The organism is Fluoribacter gormanii (genome assembly GCF_900156395.1).
Lineage (GTDB): Bacteria > Pseudomonadota > Gammaproteobacteria > Legionellales > Legionellaceae > Legionella > Legionella gormanii.
In genome coordinates this window covers 215,109-240,201 of the sequence record NZ_FTNL01000001.1, presented here as the reverse complement: position 1 = coordinate 240,201, position 25,093 = coordinate 215,109, and the positions used below count along the sequence as shown (strand labels likewise).

Here is a 25,093-nt window from a genome sequence, read left to right as displayed (position 1 = left end):
ATGTTTGCTTGGATTCGCTGTTTTTTATTTTTAATCATGTTCCACGTAAGTACAGGATTATTTGCGACTGAAATTGAACCAGTGCCGCAACTGGTACAATCAATCGATTCAACCACAGGCAGTTGGACTTTTTCTGGTATGGTAAAAAATGAAAGCGGGGACAAATACGGCTATTTTTTTGAAATGCAGCGCCAGGGTTCTGAGTTCCATACTAAAGCAGCTTTAATAGATGGACAAACAAATCAGCTCGTATTTTTTAACGAAGATAAAGAAAAAATAGAACAATCAACACCACTTGATTGGCATGTTGGTTATTCCTTTATTCGTTACAATCCGATCAATGACAGCTGGATCTTTGGTGTTAAAACAGCAGATAAAAAAGGCTTTAACTTCAAAGTTGATATGTTAAAGCAAGCGAATAACGTAAATGAATCCTTGATTTTACGTCCAGGGGTAAAACTCCAGGTGCTACAAACAAGTCAGCTTAATGGGCATTTACGTATCGATGATAAAGAGCAATTTGTTACTGGGAATAAAGCCTGGTTTGGCAAATTGGTATTGAACAACGATCAAAAAGACGCTCATGAGATCAATACAACCTTTTGTCGGTTAAATGATGATAATGGATTTTACTCTGCAAATCTTAAGGAAAAAGATGCAACCAGTGCTGCTGTAGCCGGTTGGCTTGACCCGTTGGGCAATAGAGTAAAAATGTCCCAATTTGTTTCAATTAAACCTTTAGATAATGATTTGTGTATGCTGAGCGTAGGTTTACCCAAGCTGAGTTTGAAATTGATCAATACCTTAAAGGCTAATGATCCATCATCACATACGGTTGCAGGGTTTTCTAAAGACGGTCGTGAGGGTTTTTGCTTTGTCACGCAACAATCATTTTTAAAAAATCAACCAATCGAGCTTGGTATTAATAAAGATAAGTTAACTGCTTGAGGGTAGGCGTTTTTGTAAAATAGAAACAGTCAAATTTATTTATTGCTTGATGCACCAATTTTTTTTTATAAACATATCCATACATGCAATGAATATTTACTTACTGTTTACAATAATACATCACTGGATAATCGATAGTTATTTTTTCCTGTTGATTTCACTTGATATAATGCTTCATCAGCTTGTTTGATTAGACTGTTTAAATCACAGCCATCAGATGGGTAAAGACTTATGCCAATACTACCCGTAATTGAAATGTCATTTTGTTTGATAGTTATAGTCTTTGCCACAGCAGCAAGAATTTTTTTTGCTATTGTTTCAACGGAATTCGAATTAGATAATTCAGTGATTGCGATGATGAATTCATCGCCACCTTGCCTGATAAGTATATCAGTAGACCTTAAAGTGGTTTTTAGTCTTTTTCCTATCTCGATTAATAACAAATCGCCTATATCATGTCCCAAGTTGTCATTTACTCTTTTAAAATAATCCAAATCCATAAACAAAATGGCAATTTGTTTTTGGTGACGCTTCGCATAAGCTAATGCATGATCAAATGATATTTCTAATTGCTTTCTATTTCCCAAACCAGTTAAAACATCATGATGAGCAATATATTTAAGTTCTTGCTCGGCTCGTTTTTGGGCATCAATATTTTGAATTTGTGCAATAAAATAAAGTGGTTTATTCTCTGGATCTCGGATTAAGGAACCACTGAGTAAAATCCATATGATGTCGCCATTTTTATGAATATAGCGTTTTTCCATATGATAGAATCGTATTTCCCCGGCCATTAATTGCCGCATGTAATTTAAATCCAGCTCTAAATCTTCTGGATAGGTTATGGATTGAAAATCAGTTTTCAATAACTCCGGTTCTGAGTATCCAACAATCTGGCAAAGAGATTCATTGACTTTTAGCCAGCGTCCTTCCAGAGAAACTATAGCCATACCTATTGCTGCTGAATTAAATGCAGAACGAAATCGCGACTCACTTTCTTCCAAAGCAGCATTGATTTGAAATAACTCGTCAATTAGATCTATATTCTCATAGCGTAATTTGAAATTTTTATTAAGGAGTTCATATCCTATCCAAGATAGAATCGATAGAAATCCGAAATAAATCAGTAATGCGGTTCCAAGCAACCAATAAGTAAGCGTATTATTATAGAAGAGCCAAAAAATTAGAGGAAAAATGGATAAAGTACAAAATACGACACTGGCTAAAAGATTGGGCTGAAGAATATGAAGTCCCCCAGACGCTACTCCGATAATGATCATGATGACCAGCATTTGATCCAACAGATTGTCATAAGGAATCAGTACTGAACCCGCTACTCCCCATAGAGCACCATAGATAATGGCAAAGCTAATGAGCCATTTTAAATAGTATTCTGATGATAAAGGTCGATAATAATTAAAAATAAATAAACTTCCTTGCACAGTAAAAATGGATAACGTAGCCAGAAACCATACAAGAAGAGCTTTTTGATTGACCACTGAATATAGTCCAATAAAGACTATTAATGAGCATAAAAAATTTGCAGGGATGCTAAATAATAAATTTTTATCGAGCAGCATCATGCGATCGGCAAATAGTACTTTCTCTATTTTTTTACTGTTTACTTGAGCATTTTGCATGTAGATCCCATCAAAATATAAAGAGAAACGTATCCTCAGTTTAATTTGACAATTCTACATATTAATATAGTAGAAAATATTAATTGGTGTTCTTAAACTACTTTAGAGCCCAACTAGAGGTCTTGAAGAGTCTTGTTTTGGCTGAGCCAACTTTTGTTCTTTTTCCTTATCCCATCGATCTTGCAGTTTTTTCAATCGTTCTTTTACATCATCTGCAAATCTCAGTTCAGGTGGAATTATTCTGGGAGGCTCTTTTTTACCATCTTCTTGAGTCTTTAATGAGCTGGTTGTAACTTCGGATGAATCACCTTTAGCTAGATGAGGCGCTGACTGTTCTTCCAGTTCCGGAGTTTTCAATGCACTGAGAATTACTCCAGATGAATCAAGTTTAGCCGGCTGAGGGGCTAAGTGTCCTGCCAATTCTGGAGTATTTAATGGTTCGTTTTCAATTACAGATGAATCGAGTTTAGTTAGATGAGGGTCTAACAGTTTTTCCAATTTTTGCGCATATTTAGGATCTACAATCCACATGGCATCAGACAAAGCAGGGATGCACATGTTAGGCTCATCATTTACCCACCAACCTAAATCGCTCATGGCATCACGTACGAAATCTGCATCTTCGTTCTGCTCATCAAGAGCATAACGTAATATGGTGATAAGTGCTTTTTCTGGATCTTTATAATCAATAGGAAGCTTAGAATCTGAATTCAAAAAGCTAAACCAACCATGTTTTAATTTTTCGTGGTATTTTTGTTTAAATTGTCTGCATAATTGGACTGCACTTTGCTCTGGAGGAGCTGAGAGTTTATATTTTCCCAAACCTTCTTTGCTTTTGTAATATTCAGCCATCAATAAGGCATGCATCGTAGCGGTTGGATGAACATCATCCCAAAACATGTGTTTCGCTCCTGGAGACGTCCCCTCCGAGGTAATTTCATAATCAGGTGAATCGATGTAGGGTTCTTTTAGTTTTTCTTTGTCAAAATACTCATGGTATTTTGAATCCTCGCCGTTGGTAAGGACATCATTATAGACGGTGCTAAAGACTTCATTAATATTAAAAAGATCAATGGAGCAATCAGGACGGTTCTGCTTTAGTTTTGATTGTAGTTCCAGAAATTTGGCTCTTAATTGTTCATTAAAATGGTTTGATATTTCTTGAGCATGACTTCGCTCCTCAGATGATTTATTCTGGAAACGTGGGGTTAATGATAGATCAGGTAAATTACATAAAACAAAATTTTTATAACCCTTTTTAATTAATTTCTCAATATTATCAATGTTACTTTGTACCGCACGATCAGCTGCTTCCTTGGTGAGGTCCGAATTCGCAGTAATTAAATCATTTGCCCCGGAAAATATAGTAATAAGTGTCTTTTCTTTTTGGTCACCAGTAACTTCCTGCTTCTCACTATCTGCTAAGAATTGTTTTACCTGCTTCGATAAGTTGGATACAAGCAAACGGGTGAAAAAAAGCTTTATCGATGTAAGTAGGGAATGAAAGGAGTTAACGGAGAGAAAAGCAACGCTCCAGCTGTAATCATAAGACGTTGCACCGCCTTGGCTATAGTTTGTAAAAAAATTTCGGCCGTTGTATTGTGCTGTGCGGCCATTATCAAGTGAGTAATATTCTTGGACATATTGTCTATAACGGGAATCCGATATCAATTTGTCTGATATATCATCAGAGGATTCTTGCAGTAGCGCTTTGTGATGTAGATGATCTGGGATATTTTTTTTGTATCGCTGCGCGACTTTGGTATCAGCCAAGTCAAGCTCATACCTTGGCTTTTCTGCGTTTTCTGGAGTGTTTTCTCGTTTTGCGGCGAATAGATGGGCTTCATCTCTATCCTTTGTATGCTTTTTACGTTTCACTTCATTTGATTCAGCCTCAACCTCATCCGAAGTGTATCTCTTTCGTTGATAGGGGGATTGATAAAGAACATCATCACTGATATCTGCATTATCCAGATTATATTTTCCAAAACGATGTTGAGCATTCTTCTTTATTTTATCTTCATTAATAAATTTGCTAATGAGGGTCGCTCGCAGCACGTCTGCCCAGGTATAACCATTGGTAAAGCGTTCTTTGGGGGACTTATCCAATCCTAATTCTTTGTCCCAGAGCCCATTTATAAGGGATCCTAGAAAAGAAAATTTTTCTCCCATGTTTTTCCCGTCAGAAAGGCTATCACCAAATACGACGAAGTAACTTATTTCTTTTGGGGAAGGGTGGACTGGTTTTCTAATATCTGTTTTGGAAGTCGCCATATAAAATAACTACATACTGGGCAATATTTGTTATTTTATAGATAGATTATTAAGGTTTTATTAATAAAGATAAAAAAGAGAAAAGGAGCTATTTCCTAGCTTACATCTCTTTTTCTGGAAGAAATTGAGACAGTGCACTGGCAATAATTAATGCAGCTGGAATTATTAATAGAGTAAGTTGATAATCATAGAGGGTATGGAGGTTTGTATCGCCTTTGGAATAATCCAGTAGATAACCTACCAGCGGTTGTAAAAGAGGAGCTGAAGCCATAGCCAATGTGTTGGTAAAACCTGTACACGCAGAGAGAGATTCTGGTGGTGCTAGTTCATTCGCGATGGTAAATGCAAGCATATACGCGCCGCAACATAGCCCAATTGCGAACAAAAGAACTCCAGTGAGCAAAATATAGTGTGATGGCATGAAAAGAACTAGAATAAATAAAATGGCAGTTGATAAACATGAAATATGAATCAGTGGTTTACGTCTAGGTAGATGAATAGAGAGCCAGCCGTAAATAGGACAGCTTAACCCCGCTCCTAATAAAGTCATGGATGTAAGTATACTGGCAGTTTCTAGAGAACAGTTTAATTTTAATTGAAGGAAAGGAACTGCCCACATTGCAGCAAAAACAGTAATAACAGAAAACTCCAGACCAACAAATAATCCGTTAATCCATACCAGTTTATTTTTTAGCATCAATAGCAAATGTTTTTTATACTGATGATAATCAGTAATTACAGGTTTATTACTTGGAATAAAATTCATACATAAAAAAGCAATTAATAGACCAATGACGCCGCTTCCAGCAAGAAAGTAATGCCAGCTAATGCGATTTATCTGGGAGCCCATTCCAATCATGCACAATACCGTAATCGTAAATCCAAGCGTTTCTGTAAGCCCAATCATAAACGCATACAGCCTTAGGGGATAATGTTGACGCAGTACACGAGTCATACCTACAAAAGCAAAAGCAGAGCCACCACCGATAATGAGACGCCCAAGAAATAGCACGAATAGGTTGTATCCTGTCGAAAATAACAAACAACCCAAGGCACAGAGTAATGCGTTTAAGGATAACAGAGTTCGTGTATTGTACCGATCAAAAAGAAGACCAACGGGAATTTGCATTGTCGTATAAACATAGTAAAAGGCACTACTTAATAGACCGGCGGTGAACGCAGAGAGTTGGTGCTCATGCATTATAGCGCCAATAATAATCCCTGATGATAATTGCAAAAAAAATTGAAACAAAAGAAAGAATACGCTGACTAACCATATAATGGTTCTTTTCGAGCTGCATGAAGGTGTTGGGTCCAATAAATTCATTAATTCTGTTTCAAAAAAAAGGCGAAATATATAGCATCATGGAGGCAGTGTAAATTTATTTTAAAAAATAAGGGGCAGCTTGAGTGATTTTTATTCTAATCGAAGCAGCTTGAGGCAGCGTAACGAAATGCGGATGTTCGGATACGTTCTAATATCTCGGGGTTCGTTGTACTAACTCCATGCTATAAATGCAACCAAGCATTAATTGCATTTACTGGAAATGAGTGATAGGCACACCAATTCTCAACAATACGATTATCTAAAGTTGAGGATATTCCATGCACTCCAGGCGTTATTTTTTCGTTGAGAAGCATTAATGCAGCAAGGTTATGAATGTAAAACTCCGGATCGATATATTTCATTGGGGTCGGCTCATTGAGTACAAAATTGATTGGCATTTTATGATTTAAAACTTCATCATCACTAAAGTGAGGGCCAAACTCATCATAGACTCCCAAGTTTGCTAGAATTTTACCGCTGAACCAGGAGTGAGGATAATCATCCATTACTGCTTTTTTCCCAGTTGCGGTAACAACAACATTTGCTTCGATTAATGCACGCTCCAATTCACTGAAATCCTGAGGATCAATTGTTTTGATTCCTAACTTTTGGGCTAAATTTCGCTGTTGCTCACTCGGATCAACAACTGCTACAGGAACTTTATTCTGAGTGCAAAAATAGGCGAGTCCACGGCCGATTTTCCCAAAACCAAAAATAATCCATGAGGTTTCAGCGAGATTAATTCCTGTCAATTGAACCAGAGCTAAATGACTGCTTTCAGCACACCCAAAAACTGTCTCGAGTTGTTTTGTCATCGTGCGATCCACGCTAATTACAGGAAAATTAAGTGGTTGCTGTCGGTAAAATTGATCACCAGATCCTGTTAATTCGATTGCACCAATTTTAGGTCTTCCAAGAAATTGATACAGTTGCGCGCCACAATCAAAATAAAGATCAAATGATTCTCCAGCAAGTGCGTGTATATCCTCTACATAACGAATTTTGGCTTCCTTTAAAGAGGATACTGCATGAGGATGAGCATGACAGAATTCGGTCGGATTGGTGACAGTGATATCGGCCCCTGCTGCAATTAAGCAGGCTATTTTTAGTAAAGTATTGGTTACTACAGGAACATGATGAACTACTCGTAATCCAGTTAATGGGCGTGAGACACTCCATTCTGCAAGTTGTTCATGCATAAAAGGTGCTTCTGTTTGAGGATATTTTTGAAAGATTTTTTTAAGTGCGTCCTGCATTATGTGATGACAATAGTAAAGAATGCCTAATCCTAGCATAATTTATTGATGTATAACATTTCCCAAAATAAAAAGTAAAAGTAGCATGGGCTGAAGCGAAGAAAAACTCAGCTTTTCTAAACAATGACACGAGCACTAAGCCCGGGTTACGTTTTGCTTTCACCCAGGCTATAAGCGCATTTATGTTCTTATTTCCTCGTTGATAATTTGTGCTCAATAGTTGACGAGCTGTCATTGCTAAGCCAGCTTACAATCCATTGCCAAAATCCAGTTATTGGATTTTGCTTTGCAGGATTAAAGAACGAATAATTTTTCATGGAACCTTGATGTTGAGGCTTGCCAATTTGTTTTAAATAATCCAACTCCTCTTTAAATAAGGTCTTACTTACAATTCTATTATTCCCATTAACTTTTTGATTGATCGAATCAATCAATGCATCTATATGAGGCAACTCTTCCTCAGCAAAAGATTTTCGAATTACAGCTTCGAGCTCCTTCCTGGCAGCTTTTTCATTTGGAAGACCAAGTTTTAACATCAAATCCTTTTTCAATTGAGTCGTGTTATCATTAACTAAAATTGCATATTCGATAATACGAAACTCTTGTTCTGTTTGAGCTGAGCGAATCAAGTTTTTATAATGATTGGCGCGAATTTGGCCGCGATAATAATCAAAAAAATAAGAAAAATTACTTAAAGTTTGGTCACGATGTTTTAGATAATGGTCTACTGCATCAGTACAGCTTTTTTTCAATTTATCCAAATTCGATTTTTTCGTAACGGTCTTAGAAGGTAAAGATTTTGTCTCCATTTTTTCTGGTTCTGGTGAAATCACTTTTGCTTTAGGTGGGAAAAATCTTTGAATTTCAGGCAAAACAAAATGCTCAGGTAGGTTTGCCAGTGCTAAGCCTTCACGAAGTGATCTGAGCATTTCATGGAATTCATTGGTAACGGCCTCATTTTGTTCCAAAAGTGGCCTTTGAAATTGCCTGAGTAAGCAATGAAGCTTAAACTCCAATTGACAAACCTGCTTAAATCGGGGGTTTTCGATTAATTGTTCCAAAAGCGCACAATCGGCTTCGCTTAAATAATCGGGAGAAATATCTTTTCCAGCCATAATGATTTTTATTTGTGCCAGATGATTCACTAATTCCAGATTCTCAATCGGTTGATCCAAATCAATGTTCTGCTCATTAATAATCTTCTTACATTCTGCAAATATTTTAGCGAGTTCTTCCAGGGCTTGTTTCACTGGTAAATTATCAAAAGTATAACGATAAATTTGATTGTTTAAATCGAGTTGATCTTCCAACATCTTCAACTCAACGCGTCCCAGAGATTTTTGAATTCCTTCTCGATACGGAAGTGCTAATTGAGTAAGAACTTGAGGATTTGTACCATTCAGAAGTTGAAATAACTTAGGACGTACGTCGGTTTTATCATAATGGGCTTCGAGGTTTTCTGTATAAGCTTTGATGATGTCCGCACCATGGTCTTGTATCGGCTGTTGCAGGTCTTTATCCAAGTCAGTCAATTTTTTATTTTCAAGAAGATTAGCTAATGTCGCCCATTCTTTTTGTTGTAATGCTTCAGCTAATAATTTTTGCAGGCTGTACTTTTTTTCAAACAAGGGAAAGACACTTGCAAAGAGTATAGGGTCTTTTAGAGCGTCTAATATACTTTTACTTGGAGCACTTGGAAGATCACTTTGAGAAAATAAAGTATTAAATATTTTTTCATTTTTTTCTTTAACGGCTCTTTTTAAAAGATTTAAATAAAGTGTACTGCTTTGAATTGAAGGATCTTGCTCTGGATTTTGAATTGAATTCAGAAGCGAAGCTCTTGGATTTTGGACGTTGGTTTTTAATACCAATTGATAAAGTCTACCATAGCCTTGTTCATAGATTTTATCAAACAAAGCAGGAATAGGTTGATCACCAAATAATTGTTGAATTGCCGATTTTCTCTCAATCGTGCTCAGAGTAAGTTCTTTGGTAAGTAGCTGATTGGCTATTTTTGTTTGCTTTTGCGCACAACTAAAAAGAAATAACTCTTTAAAATCTAATCCGAAATTAAGCTTAGACTCAATAAATGGTTCTAAGACAGAGTCGTTACCTTTTTCTATTGTTTGTTTAAGTAATTCTACAATAGGTTGTTTTAAAGGAGTTGAAGGGGTTATTCTTCCTTGACTCAAAAATCGGGCAACCATGCTTTTATTGTTATTGGCTAATGCGGAAGTAAAAATTTGTTCTGTTAATTCTGGATCAATTATAACGGTTTCTGTATCGAGCAAAGAGTCCATCGGTAATAACAGATTATTTTGTGCAAGCAGGGTAATAAGTTTTGGTCTTTGCTTTAAAGTTGGCGCAAGTTGCAATAGTAATTTAATCCCATTTTCATTTCTGTCCTGGATTAATTCATTAAGAAATTCATCCAGCTCCTCCTCTTCCCAGGTTACTTTGCTAAATAATGTTTTTGCCAGGGATGGAAGCTTATTCTTGAATAGGTCTTTGATTCGTTTTTTTTGTTCTTGTGGCTCTAAGTTCAATGAAAGAACATCTGATGGAATTTTGGCCATAACTCGATTGAGTTTGGCCAGATTTCTAGTATTTGTAGCCGAAGCATTCAAGTAATCATTAAAAAGTTGAGGGGCTTTTTGAGCACATATCGCTATTACTGGCGCAATATTCCAATTTAAACTGTATTCTAAAATGAGTTTCTTTATTTTAGGGCTTGCATTTGCGAAACAGTTTTCGATGATTGAATAATCTTCATAATCAAAACATAACATCAAGAGTGCACGGATGTCCTCGGTTTTATGCAGCACATTGAACTTTAATTGAGTAAGAGTGTCTAAAATAGATAAGTCTTCTTCTTTTAATCCTTTGGTGTAGAGAAACTCCAAGGTATCTTGTTCAAGATGACCATTTTGAGACTGCAGTTTTTCCTGAAGAAACAAGCTCATTTCTTTATTGCCATTTAATATGGCAACGGTAAGTGCACTTTTGAGTATCTCTTCGGGAATATTATCTCTCCATGCTTTTTTAATATGCTCATTTTTTCGCAGGAAAATAAGGGCATTGAGTAGCGTTATTGAACCAAGCGGTGTGCTTAGATCAATTAAATCATATTCACGTTTATCAATATGTTCCCAAAGAGTCGAATTTGATTGTGCAAGCCATGCGTGGGCATATGTTTCAAAAATGGTTTTATCGTTACGCTGCATGCATTGAGCAAGCAAATCAGGATCCTGAAGATTTACCATAAACCCCTTGTCGAGGAGTTTTTTCAGAGTGGTCACATTAATCTCTTGAATCACCTCTTGGTTAAAAATGGAAGGAAATGATTCGGGGGATATTTTGGCATTGATTAATTGCTTGAATAACAAATGTAAAACATGATGTTGGTTGGCGATAGCTGCACATTGAATTTGTTTTATTATTTGTTCTGGCGACAGTTTACTTAAAAACTGGTCTAGTGTATTAGAATCGATTTCCTGTTTAATAAATGTCAGAAGTTGCAAATGATTATAAATTGTTTGATTTTTAGGTTGTTGAATAAGATTTAATTGTTCGAATAACTTTATTATCCTGGTGTAATCGGCCTCCCTTTTCATGAGCAGCACCAGTTGTTTTACTGAACCATCAAGAAGCATCTGCAATTCATGTTTTAACTCTTCTTGTTCCTCAACCGTAGTGTATGTTTTGAGATAATGATCAATTAACTTTTCTGTTTCTTTGATGTTTCCAACAAAAAGAGTGAACTGAATTCCTCGTAAAACAGCCTTCTTTAAAATGGGTGATTTAGGTTGTTGCATTAAAAGATTATTAAATTCAGGACGAAAATATTCTTTTGTTAGTTTGTCATAGCTGATTTTATTCTGCTTAAATAAATATTCGAGGGTGTTGGTATCATTTGCTATAGCAGCGAAGAAACTTGAATCTGTATCGGCCTGACTTGCAAAGGAAATTTGATGTAATTCATCATGCGAAGGGTAGTGCTCGGGAGTTGCATCGGGATGAGCAAATGCACGAATGGCTAGCCCAAACGAATCATCTTTGTACTCAAAGCAATCTTTAATTTCCTTTATTAAGTCATCCGCTGTTTCAAACTCTTTGGTTTTTCTGTTGTAATTCGGATCGTAAACAATATATTTTCCATTTTCGATAGATAAAGTGATGGCATGGTTATTACTGAAAATTGAGTAGGAGCGATTATCGCGGGTAATTTTTTTGAAAATTTCGTTCCAGTGTGCTTCAGTTGTTACGAGTCCTAAATTAAATTCATTTCTTAATGGTTTATTGCCCACATCTAATATTTTTTCGACGTCACTTTGTAGGACTTCATAATAACTATATTCATCCGCACGGAATGTTTTTTCAATTTTGATAATGAAATTATCAAGAGCGGGATTATCACCGATGCGATAGGTGCTGGGCAAGTTCGCTAATTGGTCGAGTAAATGAAAAAAAGACTCTGTTTTACGTTCTAAATTACATTTGGTATTTCCTGACGCATATTTGATATATAAAGCAGCGAGTCCAGCACAAATTCCTTTTTTATTCAGTGTGAAGTCAATATTGCCTTTTTGTTTTAGACAAAGATTTACCATATTAATAATTTTGCCTTGATTCGGCATAATGAACTCCTAAATTTCTGAAGTTGTCATTATAATTGGCATATTAATTTAATACAATTCATAGTGTATTTATATTAAGCACCAATGAGGGGAGGGTACTTTTTTTAAAAATGGTAAGAGTAATAAGGCTATTCTTCGAAAATAATTTCTTTTGCAGGTGGTCTTAAATTATAGTTGGAGCTCATACAATGCCCATATGCTCCGGTATTTGCTATTAAAATGATATCATTTTCTCGTGTTAAGGGAAGTAATCGGTCATATCCCAATGTATCTCCTGATTCACAAATTGGACCTACCAAATGCGAAAAACCTGTTTTTTTTGAGTGCAGGTGACTTAGATTGACAATTTCATGGTAAGCCCCATATAAAGAAGGCCTGATTAATGAATTCATCCCGGTTTCAATTCCTATAAATTGTACTTCGCCTTTTTCCTTACATTGAGTGACTTTTGCTAAGAGGACACCGCTTTCTGCAACGAAATAGCGACCAGGTTCCAACCAGAATTGCAAATGTGGGTAATTTGTTTTTACTTTTAATAATTGCGTATCAAGTTTTGTCAGATCCAAAGGTTTTTGTCCTGGTTTTTCAACAATCCCCAAACCACCACCTAAATTAATAAATTGAGTATTAGGAAATTTCTCAATGAGTGATGTGAGTATTAAAGCGGTTTGCTCCCAAAGTTCTGGTGAAAGTATTCCGCTTCCCGAATGTGAGTGCAGGCCAATGACCTGGATATTATATTTCTCGGTTAATGTTCTAAGTTGTTCTATGTCATTTTGGTCAATACCAAACTTTGACTCATTTCCTCCCGTTACCACATGTTTGTGGTGACCCGCACCAGCACCTGGGTCAATACGGACTATGATCTCGCGGTTTATAAATAACTCAGGCCAGTTTGCTAAAGGGTATAAATTGTCTATAGTGATATAACAGCCTAAATTCATTGCAAATTCATATTCTAACTTTGGTGCAAAATTTGGTGTAAATAAAATTCGTTTTTTGTTTATATGGGGGAACAAATCGGTTATTCGTTTTAACTCCTGAATGGAAACACATTCAAATCCAATACCCTCCTGTTTCAAGTTCTTTAAGATAGCAGGATGAGGATTGGCTTTGGTTGCATAAAATAGAGTGTCGATTGATTGTAAGTTCAGTAATTGTTTGGCCTGAGATACTTGTGTAGGGCCGTGATATACATAGCATGGAGAATGTACTTCTGCAATTGCAAGTAGACTATCTCGCTCTATTTCCCACCATGGGGTAGGGTGCCTGATTCTCTTTTCAGTTTTCTTAGGATGAAAAACTTTTTCAAGTTGAATGATAAAATTATCCAAAATGTGATTTTCTCCGAGAATATAATCATCGGGTATCATGCATAATTGTTCAAATGCCTCAAAATATTGGTCGGTTTTATTTTCCAGGGAATAGTGTTCGTATAAGTCAGAAAGTCCTGCATAAGCAGCTGATTTACTCAATTTAAAATCCTTATCGGACTTTTGTTTGAGACATAAAGTGAGCGCATCAATAATTCGGCTATTTGGGGTCATTATGAGCTCATGATTTGATTGCATCATATGAGAGTATAATTTACGAACTGTCTTAATTCAATTCACCTTGTTTTTGGTTTAATGTTAGTCAATATGATGTATTAATTTATGCTTGCAATTTTATTGATGCTCACATAGGCTGTATTAAAAAATAATTATTCATAAGGAATTGATATGGCGCAAGATAAAATAAATATTGATGATGCAGGAAAGACAGGTGCTTTAGTTGCTCTGGGAAATACAGTTTTAGCGCCATTGTATTGGGTTGATGCGAAATTGGGTTTAACTGCAGCAATTGTTGCGACTAGTGCATTTTTATATGGTGCGCATGAAATAGGTAAGAAAAGAAGACCTATCGGAAATGGAGTAAATAGCTTAAATTCTTTTTTTGGTGGTAATACTGGTGATAAAAGCACGGAAGTTCAAAATGCTCTAGCAAATATTGTCGTTGGCGGTGCGGCTATATTTGACGAAATTATGCCTAATGATAAAAATAATCGACCATAATATGTGTATTTTTCTATAATTTATCAAGGAAATGTAGTATGCCTCGAGAACAAGTAAGTTCTGAAAAAGTTTTAAAGACTGGTGCATTAATCAGTTTTGGAAATTTATTTATGTCGCCTTTTTACGCCAGACTAGGCCCATTTGCTTCGCTGACTCTTACCGCCGCTGCATTATTTGGATTGCATGAAGTAGGCAGAAACAAACAGTCGGGAAATGGCTTTTGGGGTTTTTTTTCGAATAAGACCAATCCAGATGTCTCCGATTTAAATACTACTATGAAGCACGTTGTGGAGGGTGGTGGAGTAGTGTTTGATCAGGTTTTTCCTCCGGGAAAAAAATGAGTTTGTAGGTTGAATGGTGTGCATGGGAACCCATGGGAATCTATAAAAGAAAACACAGGTTTCGTTCCGCTGCACCCAAGCTACACCAATTTATCCGACTTTATGAATTTTAACGAGCATGCCAATCTGGGCATTATCTAGATAATAAACAACATCATCTTTTAAGCGCTGTTTTTGTGACACAGTGAATGATGATTGTGGGTTATTGGGCGGCGATACCTGAAATTCTGCATCAAAAAAATAATAATTGCTTTGTTTTACATTTAAAGTACCTTGCATTTGCCAACCGTAATGATCGACGAAGGGTAGAGCAACAGTGCTTTGATTATTCGCTGGTTGTCTCCATGAATAATGACCCAGAACTTGGTAGTTTGATCTTCGACTCAGTAAATAGTATTCGTCGCGTAAGCTTGAAGAAGAAGGAGACAACAAGTGATAGGGTTTCCCTGATTTGTCTTTATCTGTTTTCAAGTATATTGCATTGGCATTTGTTGGGATAAGCGGTGTATCAATAGAAAGCGATCTGTTTTGATTCGGCTGTGCAAATATAATTAAATCAATTTGATAAGATGGCTTGGCTAAAGTCAGGCAAGAATACAGGAGGCTAAGAGTTATTATTATTAATCGTTCCATGGCTAATTTTTTTATTGTTGTTATTTTAATGGATTTGCCCTTAACTGCATTATAGCTACGCTGCTTTTAAGTTGGGCAAGCTTCCTTCTTCCCTAAAGGGGCTTTGTTGAAAAAATCTTATGTCATTCCCGCGAAGGCGTGAATCTATTCACAAACTTGGGATTGTGCCTAATTTATGGATGGATTCACGCCTTCGCGGGAATGACATATATAAAGTTTGCTTATTATCGTACCTTTCCAAACTATTTATTCAACAACACCCTCAGTAACGGAGGGAGTATTTTTAACTTAAAAGCAGAGTTACTTTCTTGCATCCAGGCTACAATATTACATGTAACAATGCGATTATAGCTGTCTCTATGTAATTCACTCAACAACAATTTTAGGGAACTTATCCGCATAATTAATTGGTTTTTTCGCCAACTCCATGGCACTCTTCATTGCTGTTTTGATTAATGTATCAGTTAATTCATTACGAGCTTGAGTTGCAGTAGGGTTACCCTCATCACAGTTTTGTCTTATGCGTCCATCCAAAGGAAGTTGTCCGAGTAATGTAGTATGGTATGTAGCACAAAGTGTTTCTGCACCACCTGCACCAAAAATTGCTTCTTGATGTCCACATTGGCTGCAAATATGAGTGGACATGTTTTCTATAATACCCAACACATCAATCCCTGTTTTAGAAAACATGGTAATTGCTTTTTGTGCATCAAGAGTTGCTACGTTTTGCGGTGTAGTCACTACTATAGCTGCGGTTAGGGGGATTTTTTGTACTAATGTCAATTGGATATCGCCTGTCCCTGGTGGCAAATCAATGAATAAATAATCCAGATCCTCCCAAAGGGTAATATCCAGCATTTGGATTAGCGATTTGGCAAGCATAGGACCTCGCCAAATGAGTGCCTGCTCACTGTTTGTTAGATAGCCAATAGACATGGTTTGTATTCCATGAGCTTTTGCGGGAAGATAATGCTCGCCACTGATTTGTACTGGTTCGGTTTTTCCGAGCATTAACGGCATGCTTGGGCCATAGATATCCGCATCTAAAATACCTACTCGTGCGCCTAATCGTGCTAATGCTGTTGCTAGGTTTACAGTTACAGTAGACTTTCCTACACCTCCTTTTCCTGAAGCTACAGCAATTGTATTTTTAACGCCACGCAAGCCTTTACCAACAAGTTGTGTTCTGTGCGGTTTGATTTGTTGGTTGATATGAATGACTATAGTTTGATTGGGGAATGCTGATTGTAACGCTGCAAGTAATATAGGTTTATAATGTTCCTCAAGCAAGTTACAGGGAAATCCGGCAGTTAAGTTGAGGCTCAACTGCTTATCCGTCATTTCAAGGCTGCACTGTAAATTCATTTCCTTACCGGTAAGATCAAGAAAAGGATCTTTTAAAGTACTCAGCAAGTGGATTACAGTATTTTCATGGGTCATGGATTGGCCTTTTAAGACAAAAGAAGAATAATAGCGCAGAGCAATTTTATTTCATAGGATTAGTTTGCAAGATCAAACAGTGAGCCCAGCTGGCTCATATTCCCAACTAATCCAATGATTGCTAGAGAGGTAATAAATACCACAATAAATAGGCAGATGTGTATGCTTTGTTAAATAAGAACCGTATTCGTCCAATTGTTGTCGGTGCTTCATCATTGATGCCTCATCTTCTTTTCCTGTTTTGAAATCGATAATCCAGCGTTTGCCCTGATCCTCAAACGTGCGATCAATGATACGAGTAATGGGTCTACCATGCTGTTCTACCAATAACTCGTATTCATTCTGTTCTTGATGATGTTTGCTAATAATCCATAGTCCTATTGGATCTGCAAATATTTGAGTAATTTGTTCCTGGATGCTGGATAGTGTCTCGTGTTGCATTTTTTCATCGAAACCTGATTTTCGTAATTCATAGCGTGCAAGATTCCAAGGAACTTCAGCTATATTTCCCGGATGATGATCACATATCCATTGCAAGAGTTGATGGGTTACGATGCCTGTTAATCGAGGGATACTTGTTGATAAAGAGGGTGGAGTTGTATTGATACTGAGATGCATATCAAAAGCTTCAGATGTCATATTGCGGTAATAATCGAGTGGTAAACGTCCGAATTTAGGTAAATACAAGTTTGTCTCTTCAGTCATGTGTATCGGGTTCTCTTCAGTAAATTCTATCTGTTTAAGAAGATTTCTAAAGGAGGCTTTGGAGGAGCGCTCGGAATGATCCGTTAAATAAAGGCGTGATTTTGCCCTTGTTACCGCGACATATAATAATCGTTGTGCTTCATAATGACTTTTAATCCCATCCAATCGACTTAAATAATCATATAAAGCACAATGTTCTTGATGAGCCGCTTGTATGGGAGACATTAGCAACAAGTTGCCATGTTTTTGGGTAGGCAAATTAAGCCAACGTAACATCGGGTTATCACCACGATTGGGTTGCGTTCCCAAACCGGGCAAAAGTACAGTATCAAACTCAAGTCCTTTGGACTTATGAATCGTCATTATTTGCAAACGAGAGGGATTCGCTTGCTGTGAATAGAGTTTGTTAAGTTCTGAGAGAAATTGGCTTAGATCCGGTAAACGACCATCTTGTTCATAACGATCCAGCAAAGTCCAAAATTGCTCCAGATCATTGAGTTGTTCGGTGTTCAGTATGCTATCAATATATAACTCTTTTAATGTTTGAATCACCCAGGCTGAGAGCTTGCTTTCATATCTTTGAGTTAAAGCTTTATGCATGACCCGTATAAAAAATTCGGCGCGAATCCTACCTTCCTCACTTAACCCCTGGATTTTGTTTAAATGTAATAAGCTGAAGTAAATTGATTTTTTCTTATTAAACTGTGCTATGGCATGAATATCACTTAAAGCCAGACCACAATAAGGACTGTGAAGAACCGCGAGCCAGGAGAGACGATTCGCTGGTATCAATAAGGCCTGGGTCAATGACCAAACATCACGTAGATGGCCTAGATTGGTTAATAAAGTAATATCTGTACCCTGATAGGGAATTTGATGCTGGCGCAAGAGTCTAATGATTTCAACGAGTTGTGTTCTTGAGCGCACCAGAATCGCAATCGTTTGATCAGGATGAGTTTGTAATTCGTATTGAACGATCTCGACGAGCTTTTTTGCTTCCTGTTCCTTATTTTTAAATTGCAGTGCACAAATGGTACTGCATTCCTCATCTTGAATGACATTGACACTGGGATGAAATGAAACAGCTCCAGATTCTATATCAACTTGTTTGGGGAATATGTTGGTGAATTGATTATTTACCCAATGAACAATAGTTTGTGTTGATCGGAAGTTGCAGCTTAATTCCAGTGATCTCAATTTAACAGGCCCAATGCCTTGTGCTTTAGCGCGAAAAAATAATCCTACTTCAGCTTGCCTGAATCGGTAAATCGATTGCATTGGATCACCGACGATAAAAAGAGTTTTTCCATCATCTTCCTGCCATCCATGAACGAGCTTCGTTAACAATTCAAATTGAGTAATTGATGTATCTTGAAACTCATCTACCAAAATGTGATGAAGAGTATGATCTAAATATAAAGCTAAATCAGTTGGATTTTCTGCATCACCTAATGCAGTCAATGCTTGCTGAGATATGGCAGTGAAATCAACTTCATTTTCCTCACTAAACAAGACATGTAAATGACTTACGAGAAGAGGGAGCAATAAAAACAGCGCTTGCAGGACTTCCCATTGCTCCAAATCATATTCTGGTTTAGGCAAATTGCTAACCTGGATTAATGCTTCGAGAAAATCAGGGTATTCATTGAGTTCGTTGAGCAATTCTTTACTGGCATTTTTTAGTCTTTTATATTCATCTGGAGCGCAGGCGCTACTGAGCAAACCGACGTGATGATCAAAGCTTTTGCGGAAATTTGCATCCCCTGTAAGCAAAAGTTTACTTAAGGCTGTTGCTATCTCCTGAGTAGTTTGTTGGAAATCATACCAATCTTTTAGTAGATAGCGTGGTGAGCTGGGATTATTTTCTATGATTGCCAATTCGCGGGCGCATTGCGTTAAATCTTGAGCCAAATGTGGCGGTAAACTCTGTATGAACCGTTTTAACTCATGTTGTTCTATAAGGAGTAGTGCGTGTTCAAATGCGGATTTTTGTTGAGTACGGGCTTGAAATAAAGGCGTTATCCATTGATCTCTTTGAGAAAGCAATACTGTGAATAATTCAAGTAAACGATCCTGGCGATTATCCACATGTAACAAGAGCGTTTTTATTGCGTTCTGATATTCAGGTGTTGTCAGCGCAAACTGAATACAGTATCGACTCGCTTTTAAATAATGGCTTTCAGCTTTTTCAGTAATTTGTGAATAAGAAATCTGCTTTTCCAAAAGTGGAATTGATTGATTTATGCTTTGGCATAAAGAGTCTATGGTTATGACTCTTAATCGATTCGGCTGCTGTAACAAATCCCATTGATAGTAAGCATCACGCTGAAGTGCTGCATGGGCAAAATCAAGCGTCATTTGTTGATGAGGCGTATTGGCTTTTTTATGATGTGCTGCCTGCTGTAGCGCCAACACGATACGTTCTCGCATTTCACTTGCGGCTTTGCGAGTAAATGTTAATGCGACAATCTGTTCCGGGGCTGTTACCGTACTCAACAATCGTAAATAACGCTGGGTAAGAATTTCAGTTTTCCCCGATCCAGCGGGAGCTTGTACGATAAATGATAAGGAAGGATTAGTGGCCTGGCTTCGTTGATCACTGTCGACTAGCATTGTTTTTGTTCCTATATATCATGTTTGTAATCAATGGGGAGAGTAATGAAACCGAACTACAAAAACATCATAATCTTCATCTATCTATGGAAATCTTCTCGCTACTATCATTAAGTTAGGGAAAAAAGTCATTTCCGTAAAGGCGAGAACCTATTTTACAGCGCATTGTGCCTCATTAGAAATGGATTCCCGCCTTCGCGGGAATGACAAATATGCAAACTGTTTATTCAACAAAAAAGCAACCATTAGGCAGAATTGAGGTTATTCGATGACTATTTCTTCTGCCGGTGGACGTAAATTGTAATGTGAACTCATGCAACGACCGTAGGCTCCAGTATTGGCAATTAATAGCACATCACCTTCTTCTGTTACGGGTAATAATCGGTCATAGCCTAAAGTATCTCCTGATTCACAAATTGGACCTACTATATGAGAAAAACCTGCTTTTTCTTCATGTAATCGACTCAGGTTTACGATTTCATGGTAGGCGCCGTATAAGGAGGGTCGGATTAATGAGTTCATACCTGTTTCTATGCCAACGAATTTTACTTTCCCCTTTTCTTTGCATTGAGTAACTTTGGCGAGAATAACACCGCTTTCCGCTACAAAAAAACGCCCCGGTTCTAGCCAGATTTCAATTTGTGGATATCGTGATTTCACGGCCATTAATAGGGCATCCATACTTGCAAAATTCAATGGTTGTTGTCCAGGTTTCTCTACGATACCTAGTCCACCACCCAAATTTATGGATTTAACGAGAGGGAATTGCTCTGTCAACGATGCAAGCATTAAAGCAGTTTGTTGCCATAGTTCTGGAGTGAGAATGCCACTTCCTGAGTGTGCATGCAAACCCACTACCTGGATTTTATGTTTCTTGGTTAATGCGACAATCTGGTCAATGTCATTTTGGGTAATGCCAAATTTTGATTCATTTCCTCCTGTTGAAACATGTTTGTGATGACCAGCACCAGTACCAGGATCAATACGAATAATAACTTCTCGATTCTTAAACAAATCAGGCCAATGTTCTAGCGGATATAAACTATCTATAGTGACATGACAGCCAACATTTAAAGCATATTCATATTCTGTTTTTGGTGCAAAATTAGGCGTAAACAGAATTCGTTTTCGGTCTATGTTTGGGAAGAGCTCTAATACTCGGTCTAGCTCCTGAATCGAAACACACTCAAAACCAATCCCTTCTTTTTCCATAGTTTTTAAAATCGATGGATGAGGATTGGCTTTAATCGCATAAAATAATGTATCAATTGATTTTAAAGCCAGTAGTTGCTTGGCTCGATCCGCTTGGGTTTGGCTGTGATAAACATAACAAGGCGAATTGAGCGAGGCAATGGTTAATAAACGATCGCGCTCTTTTTCCCACCATGGAATATTGCGCACAGCAGGCTTGCCAAATTCTTCATGCCAGCTTTTTGAGTAATAGAAAATTTGAGGGTTATTTTCTATAAGCAAGTGGTGCAGTTTTTGACATAATTGATTTGCTTGCGACTCATCGACAACAAAAGTTAGGTTCAAATCATTGGATGCCAGTGACATCAAGTAGACTTGTTTTGCTTCAAACACCTCTAATGCAGGACCAAGTTGTGGTAATACAGTTCTGATATGATGGCCTACAAGACTTACCGCACTACAAGGCTCAATGAGTTTGGCCCGACCAAATTGATTGAGTTCGGCAAGTAATGCATTAATTGCTGGTCGGTCGTGTATTTTGCTATTGATATCCAGCGATAAAGTAACGTTAAATTCGGAAGAAGAGAGTAAGTCTACCGAGAAACCATGATGTTTGAAGGCTGTAAATACATCGGATAAAAATCCAACTTGTTGCCACATGTGCAAGGTATCAATAGAGATCAATAAAATGCTATTTTTAATCTGAATGGATTTTATTAATGGCGCCGTTTCATCAATATCTTTAGTAATAAGCGTTCCTGAGTGTTCTGGCATTTGAGTAAATTTGACCGACATTGGAATATTGGCACGCCGAACCGGAGGTATGCAGTTGGGATGTAATACTTTTGCTCCCATAGATGCAATTTCTTGAGCTTCATCGTAATTTAATTTTTTTAATAAACGTGCTTGGGGCAGTTGATGAGGATTGGCGGTATAAATTCCAGGGACATCAGTCCAAATCTCACACGATGCTGCTTGAAGCTTGCCTGCAAGTAGTGCAGCAGATGTATCAGAGCCACCGCGACCCAGTAAAACCGTTTCGCCTTGAGGGTTGGCTGCAAAAAATCCTTGAGTAATGATGGCTTGAGCACCACTAGAGATAAATTTTTCAACTAACTGCGGATCATATTCACTTTCACAACGAGCAGAGAGGTAATTTGCAGATCCGCCCTCAGGGAATGGCGTACTGGTTAAGAGCTCACGTGCATCATACCATTTACAATGAATTCCTTGTTTTTCGAGAAATGCGTGCCCTAAGCGGGTCATCATTAGCTCGCCCATACTTAAAATTTCCGCATGTGTTTTTGCAGGAGCTTGCCTTAATAAGGCAATGCCAGTGAGCCATTGTTCTAGTTGAAGTAAATCTTTTGATACTAATTCTGGATCGACTTCCAGCTGTTCAGCAAGATTAAGATGACCATTACGAATATCAGTAAAAATACTCTGATGTTCATTGATCAATGCTGCTTCAATGGCTTTTTCAAGTTTGTTAGAAATTTGTGTTAGTGCGGAGCATACAATAACAGGCTGCACCCCGTAACTCATATGTTTTTTAGTAATGGAAACAATATTATTCCAATTGTTGCGAGTTGAAACGCTGGTACCACCAAATTTAGTTACTATTTGTTGCATGATTCATTTCCGCACAAAATTAATACACATTAGCATGGACCGGAGTAAATGCACAAGTTCTTATAGGATGAATTACAGATTCTTTGATGATTACAAATCATTAATTAACCATGATGGACGTAATTGGGTCATTATGGGTTAATATTCATTACTCATTGAATATAAATAAGAAAAAGGTATTTTTAATGATTTGAAAACAAGGTAAACTCCCATTTTTGCGAACGTATTTTATTCAATTTTGGAAGTATGATATTTGAGGAGTAAGGAGTGAACAATATGCACAAACCTTTAAGAACACTGGTTAACGCGGCTGTTATTAGTGTTCTAGCTACTGGTGGAGCTCATGCAGCTGGATTCTCTTTATATGGAGAAGGGGCTGGGTATGCAGTTGGTAACTATGCTGCTGGCTCTGCCGCAGAAGCAGCTGATGCATCAACAGGTTGGTATAACCCTGCTGGTTTAGCTTTGCTTCGTGAGCAGCAAGTGGTTTTTGGAGGTATTGGCATATTTCCAACTCTTAAACTAGATGGTACCAGTACTTTTAATACTTCTACTGGCCTGCCTCCACCATTTCCCTCATCAGTTCAATATGTACAAGAGTTTGAAGGAGTAGATGGCAGTTACAATGGCTTTGTCCCTTCATTCCATTATGCACTTCCTTTAGGTGAACGTACTACCTTCGGCCTAAGTGTTACTTCACCATTTGGTTTGTCTACTGATTGGGCTCCTGATTCACCTGTACGTTATTCAGCTACCTATACTGAAATTTTAACCATGGATATTTCACCTGAATTGGGTACTCGCTTAACTGAAAATTTTGCACTGGGTGCTGGTCTTGATTTCCAATGGTCTCGTGCTAAATTTAATCAAATGATCGGTGCACCGACTTTATTTCAAATTCTTGGTGAAGATCCTGCTACTGTTGATTCTTTAAGTTATAACAAAGCTTCATCTTGGGGGGTGGGATTCCATGTCGGAGTGATGGGGATATTTAACGACAATCACACACGAATAGGTCTTAATTATCAATCTAGAATAAGACATGTTTTTTATGGACATAGTCGTTTTTCTGGAATATTGGCTAATAATGATTTTAATCTGGTTTTCCCGGTATTACCTCCTTCGACATCACGAACAAATGATGATTTATTTAGTAACCCACAAGAATTTCCTGATGTACTTACTTTAAGTGCTTACCAAGACATCAATGAGAAATTGGCTTTATTGGGCTCTGTTGTTTATACCGGATGGGGTGTTTTTAAAGAAATTCAATTGAATAATGTGGCTGTACCAAATATTGGTGGTGCACCATTTTTTAATGTGACTCAAGCAAACATCAGTACTAATGTACCTCAAAATTACCACGATTCCTGGCGTGTTGCGCTTGGTGCAAACTATCATGTAAATCCCAAGTTAATGCTTCGTGTGGGTGGCGGTTATGATCAGACGCCAACTAATGATACGGATCGAAATGTTCGTTTACCTGACGTGGATCGTTGGGCTGTTGCCGTTGGCGCGCATTATCAATGGCGCCCCACTGTTGGTGTTGATGTTGGATACACCCATTTGTTTGCTGGTAATAAACCAAATGTTAATTCTGTACAGCCTCTTTCACAGACTTCTACATACAATGTGGAAGTTAATGATGGTCATTTCGCAGCAGATCTGGTTGGAGCTCAATTGACATGGATAATTGATAAAGCCCCAGCAGCCCCAACAAAATAATTATTTAGAAAATGATTTTGGTAGATAAAAAGCCACTTAATGTGGCTTTTTTATTTATGAAGTGATGGGTTTTACTGATATAGAGGCACATTTACCTCCTAACTAATCCAAATAAGATTGGTTACTTTTTAGTAATGGTCGCTTCGCCAGGACCATTTATAGTAAGGTTATATCCGTTTTTAGATAAAAACTTTGGCGTGATATCTCCAGTATCAAGATCCATACGAACTTCACCTACCTCAATAGGATTCGATGTATTAGTGGCCATTTTAATTACTGCAGAACATTGTTTACCTGTTGTGTGTCCGTAGCAGGCCAATTTTACGAGATTCCAATAAACTTTTTGAGTTGAATTGGCTGGAGTTGGGTATGCAGAAGGGACGCCTGCTATGTAAGCATTTGATTCTTCGGGAGTGTTATTATGTGTGATTAAATAAGTTGGACTTGCAAAAGCTGTCAAAGCACTGATGCTTAAAGCTACTGCTGAAATACCTTTAAATATTAAATTCATTATCTCTTTTTCTCCGTTTAATTATAAATGATTGGCTAGTTGTTATTGGTTCACTATGGCTAGTGAAAAGCAAACTGTTTCTAAACCAATCGGCTTTTCTACATCTAAAACTCATCAAGAGTATATCGGAAAATAACTAAGTGTCTATCACCATAGGTTTTATAGA

Annotated in this window: 14 protein-coding genes and 1 pseudogene; 4 read left to right on the top strand and 11 right to left on the bottom strand. The window is 37.4% G+C overall.

Going from position 1 to position 25,093, the window contains the following annotated elements:
- On the top strand, positions 1-948 hold the full coding sequence (locus BW930_RS01020; RefSeq protein WP_058467857.1) for a hypothetical protein: 948 nt from the start codon (positions 1-3) through the stop codon (positions 946-948).
- 107 nt (positions 949-1,055) lie between these two features.
- Here the strand turns inward: BW930_RS01020 and BW930_RS01015 are convergent, their stop codons facing one another.
- The 6 genes and pseudogenes from BW930_RS01015 to lysA form a co-directional block, all read right to left on the bottom strand.
- Positions 1,056-2,588, bottom strand: a complete 1,533-nt coding sequence (locus BW930_RS01015) for a GGDEF domain-containing protein (protein ID WP_058467858.1) — start codon at positions 2,586-2,588, stop codon at positions 1,056-1,058.
- 102 nt (positions 2,589-2,690) lie between these two features.
- Positions 2,691-4,862 carry an SGNH/GDSL hydrolase family protein gene (locus BW930_RS01010; RefSeq protein WP_058467859.1) on the bottom strand — a complete coding sequence of 724 codons (2,172 nt, stop codon included), beginning with the start codon at positions 4,860-4,862 and terminating at the stop codon, positions 2,691-2,693.
- Positions 4,863-4,962: 100 nt separating this feature from the next.
- Positions 4,963-6,063: an MFS transporter gene (locus tag BW930_RS01005; protein ID WP_058468046.1), complete on the bottom strand. Its 1,101-nt coding sequence runs from the start codon at positions 6,061-6,063 to the stop codon at positions 4,963-4,965.
- A gap of 308 nt (positions 6,064-6,371) precedes the next feature.
- Positions 6,372-7,445 carry a saccharopine dehydrogenase NADP-binding domain-containing protein gene (locus tag BW930_RS01000; protein ID WP_058467860.1) on the bottom strand — a complete coding sequence of 358 codons (1,074 nt, stop codon included), beginning with the start codon at positions 7,443-7,445 and terminating at the stop codon, positions 6,372-6,374.
- A gap of 188 nt (positions 7,446-7,633) precedes the next feature.
- Positions 7,634-12,082, bottom strand: a complete 4,449-nt coding sequence (locus BW930_RS00995) for a hypothetical protein (protein ID WP_058467861.1) — start codon at positions 12,080-12,082, stop codon at positions 7,634-7,636.
- 128 nt (positions 12,083-12,210) lie between these two features.
- Positions 12,211-13,347: pseudogene (lysA, locus tag BW930_RS00990) on the bottom strand (diaminopimelate decarboxylase); the annotation flags it as partial.
- Between the two features lie 456 nt (positions 13,348-13,803).
- Between lysA and BW930_RS00985 the strand changes: the two are divergent.
- The gene (locus BW930_RS00985) at positions 13,804-14,136 is read left to right on the top strand and encodes a hypothetical protein (RefSeq protein ID WP_058467862.1); all 333 of its coding nucleotides are present in this window, start codon (positions 13,804-13,806) and stop codon (positions 14,134-14,136) included.
- A 38-nt stretch (positions 14,137-14,174) separates the two neighbouring features.
- The gene (locus BW930_RS00980) at positions 14,175-14,477 is read left to right on the top strand and encodes a hypothetical protein (protein ID WP_058467863.1); all 303 of its coding nucleotides are present in this window, start codon (positions 14,175-14,177) and stop codon (positions 14,475-14,477) included.
- Positions 14,478-14,567: 90 nt separating this feature from the next.
- On the opposite strand, the gene BW930_RS00975 is transcribed toward BW930_RS00980, so the two are convergent.
- From BW930_RS00975 to BW930_RS00960, 4 genes are all read right to left on the bottom strand, one after another.
- A complete protein-coding gene (locus BW930_RS00975; protein WP_058467864.1) occupies positions 14,568-15,110 on the bottom strand; it encodes a CsiV family protein in 543 nt (180 codons plus the stop codon).
- A gap of 366 nt (positions 15,111-15,476) precedes the next feature.
- Positions 15,477-16,550, bottom strand: a complete 1,074-nt coding sequence (apbC, locus tag BW930_RS00970; RefSeq protein ID WP_058467865.1) for an iron-sulfur cluster carrier protein ApbC — start codon at positions 16,548-16,550, stop codon at positions 15,477-15,479.
- 72 nt (positions 16,551-16,622) lie between these two features.
- Positions 16,623-19,868, bottom strand: a complete 3,246-nt coding sequence (locus tag BW930_RS00965) for a UvrD-helicase domain-containing protein (protein WP_058467866.1) — start codon at positions 19,866-19,868, stop codon at positions 16,623-16,625.
- 261 nt (positions 19,869-20,129) lie between these two features.
- Complete coding sequence (locus BW930_RS00960; protein ID WP_058467867.1) at positions 20,130-22,691, bottom strand: bifunctional aspartate kinase/diaminopimelate decarboxylase; 2,562 nt, start codon at positions 22,689-22,691, stop codon at positions 20,130-20,132.
- Positions 22,692-22,958: 267 nt separating this feature from the next.
- Between BW930_RS00960 and BW930_RS00955 the strand changes: the two genes are divergently transcribed.
- Entirely contained in the window at positions 22,959-24,416 is a 1,458-nt protein-coding gene (locus tag BW930_RS00955) for an OmpP1/FadL family transporter (RefSeq protein ID WP_115266179.1), read from the top strand.
- Between the two features lie 121 nt (positions 24,417-24,537).
- Here the strand turns inward: BW930_RS00955 and BW930_RS00950 are convergent, their stop codons facing one another.
- Positions 24,538-24,927: a hypothetical protein gene (locus BW930_RS00950; protein ID WP_058467869.1), complete on the bottom strand. Its 390-nt coding sequence runs from the start codon at positions 24,925-24,927 to the stop codon at positions 24,538-24,540.
- Positions 24,928-25,093 lie beyond the last annotated feature (166 nt).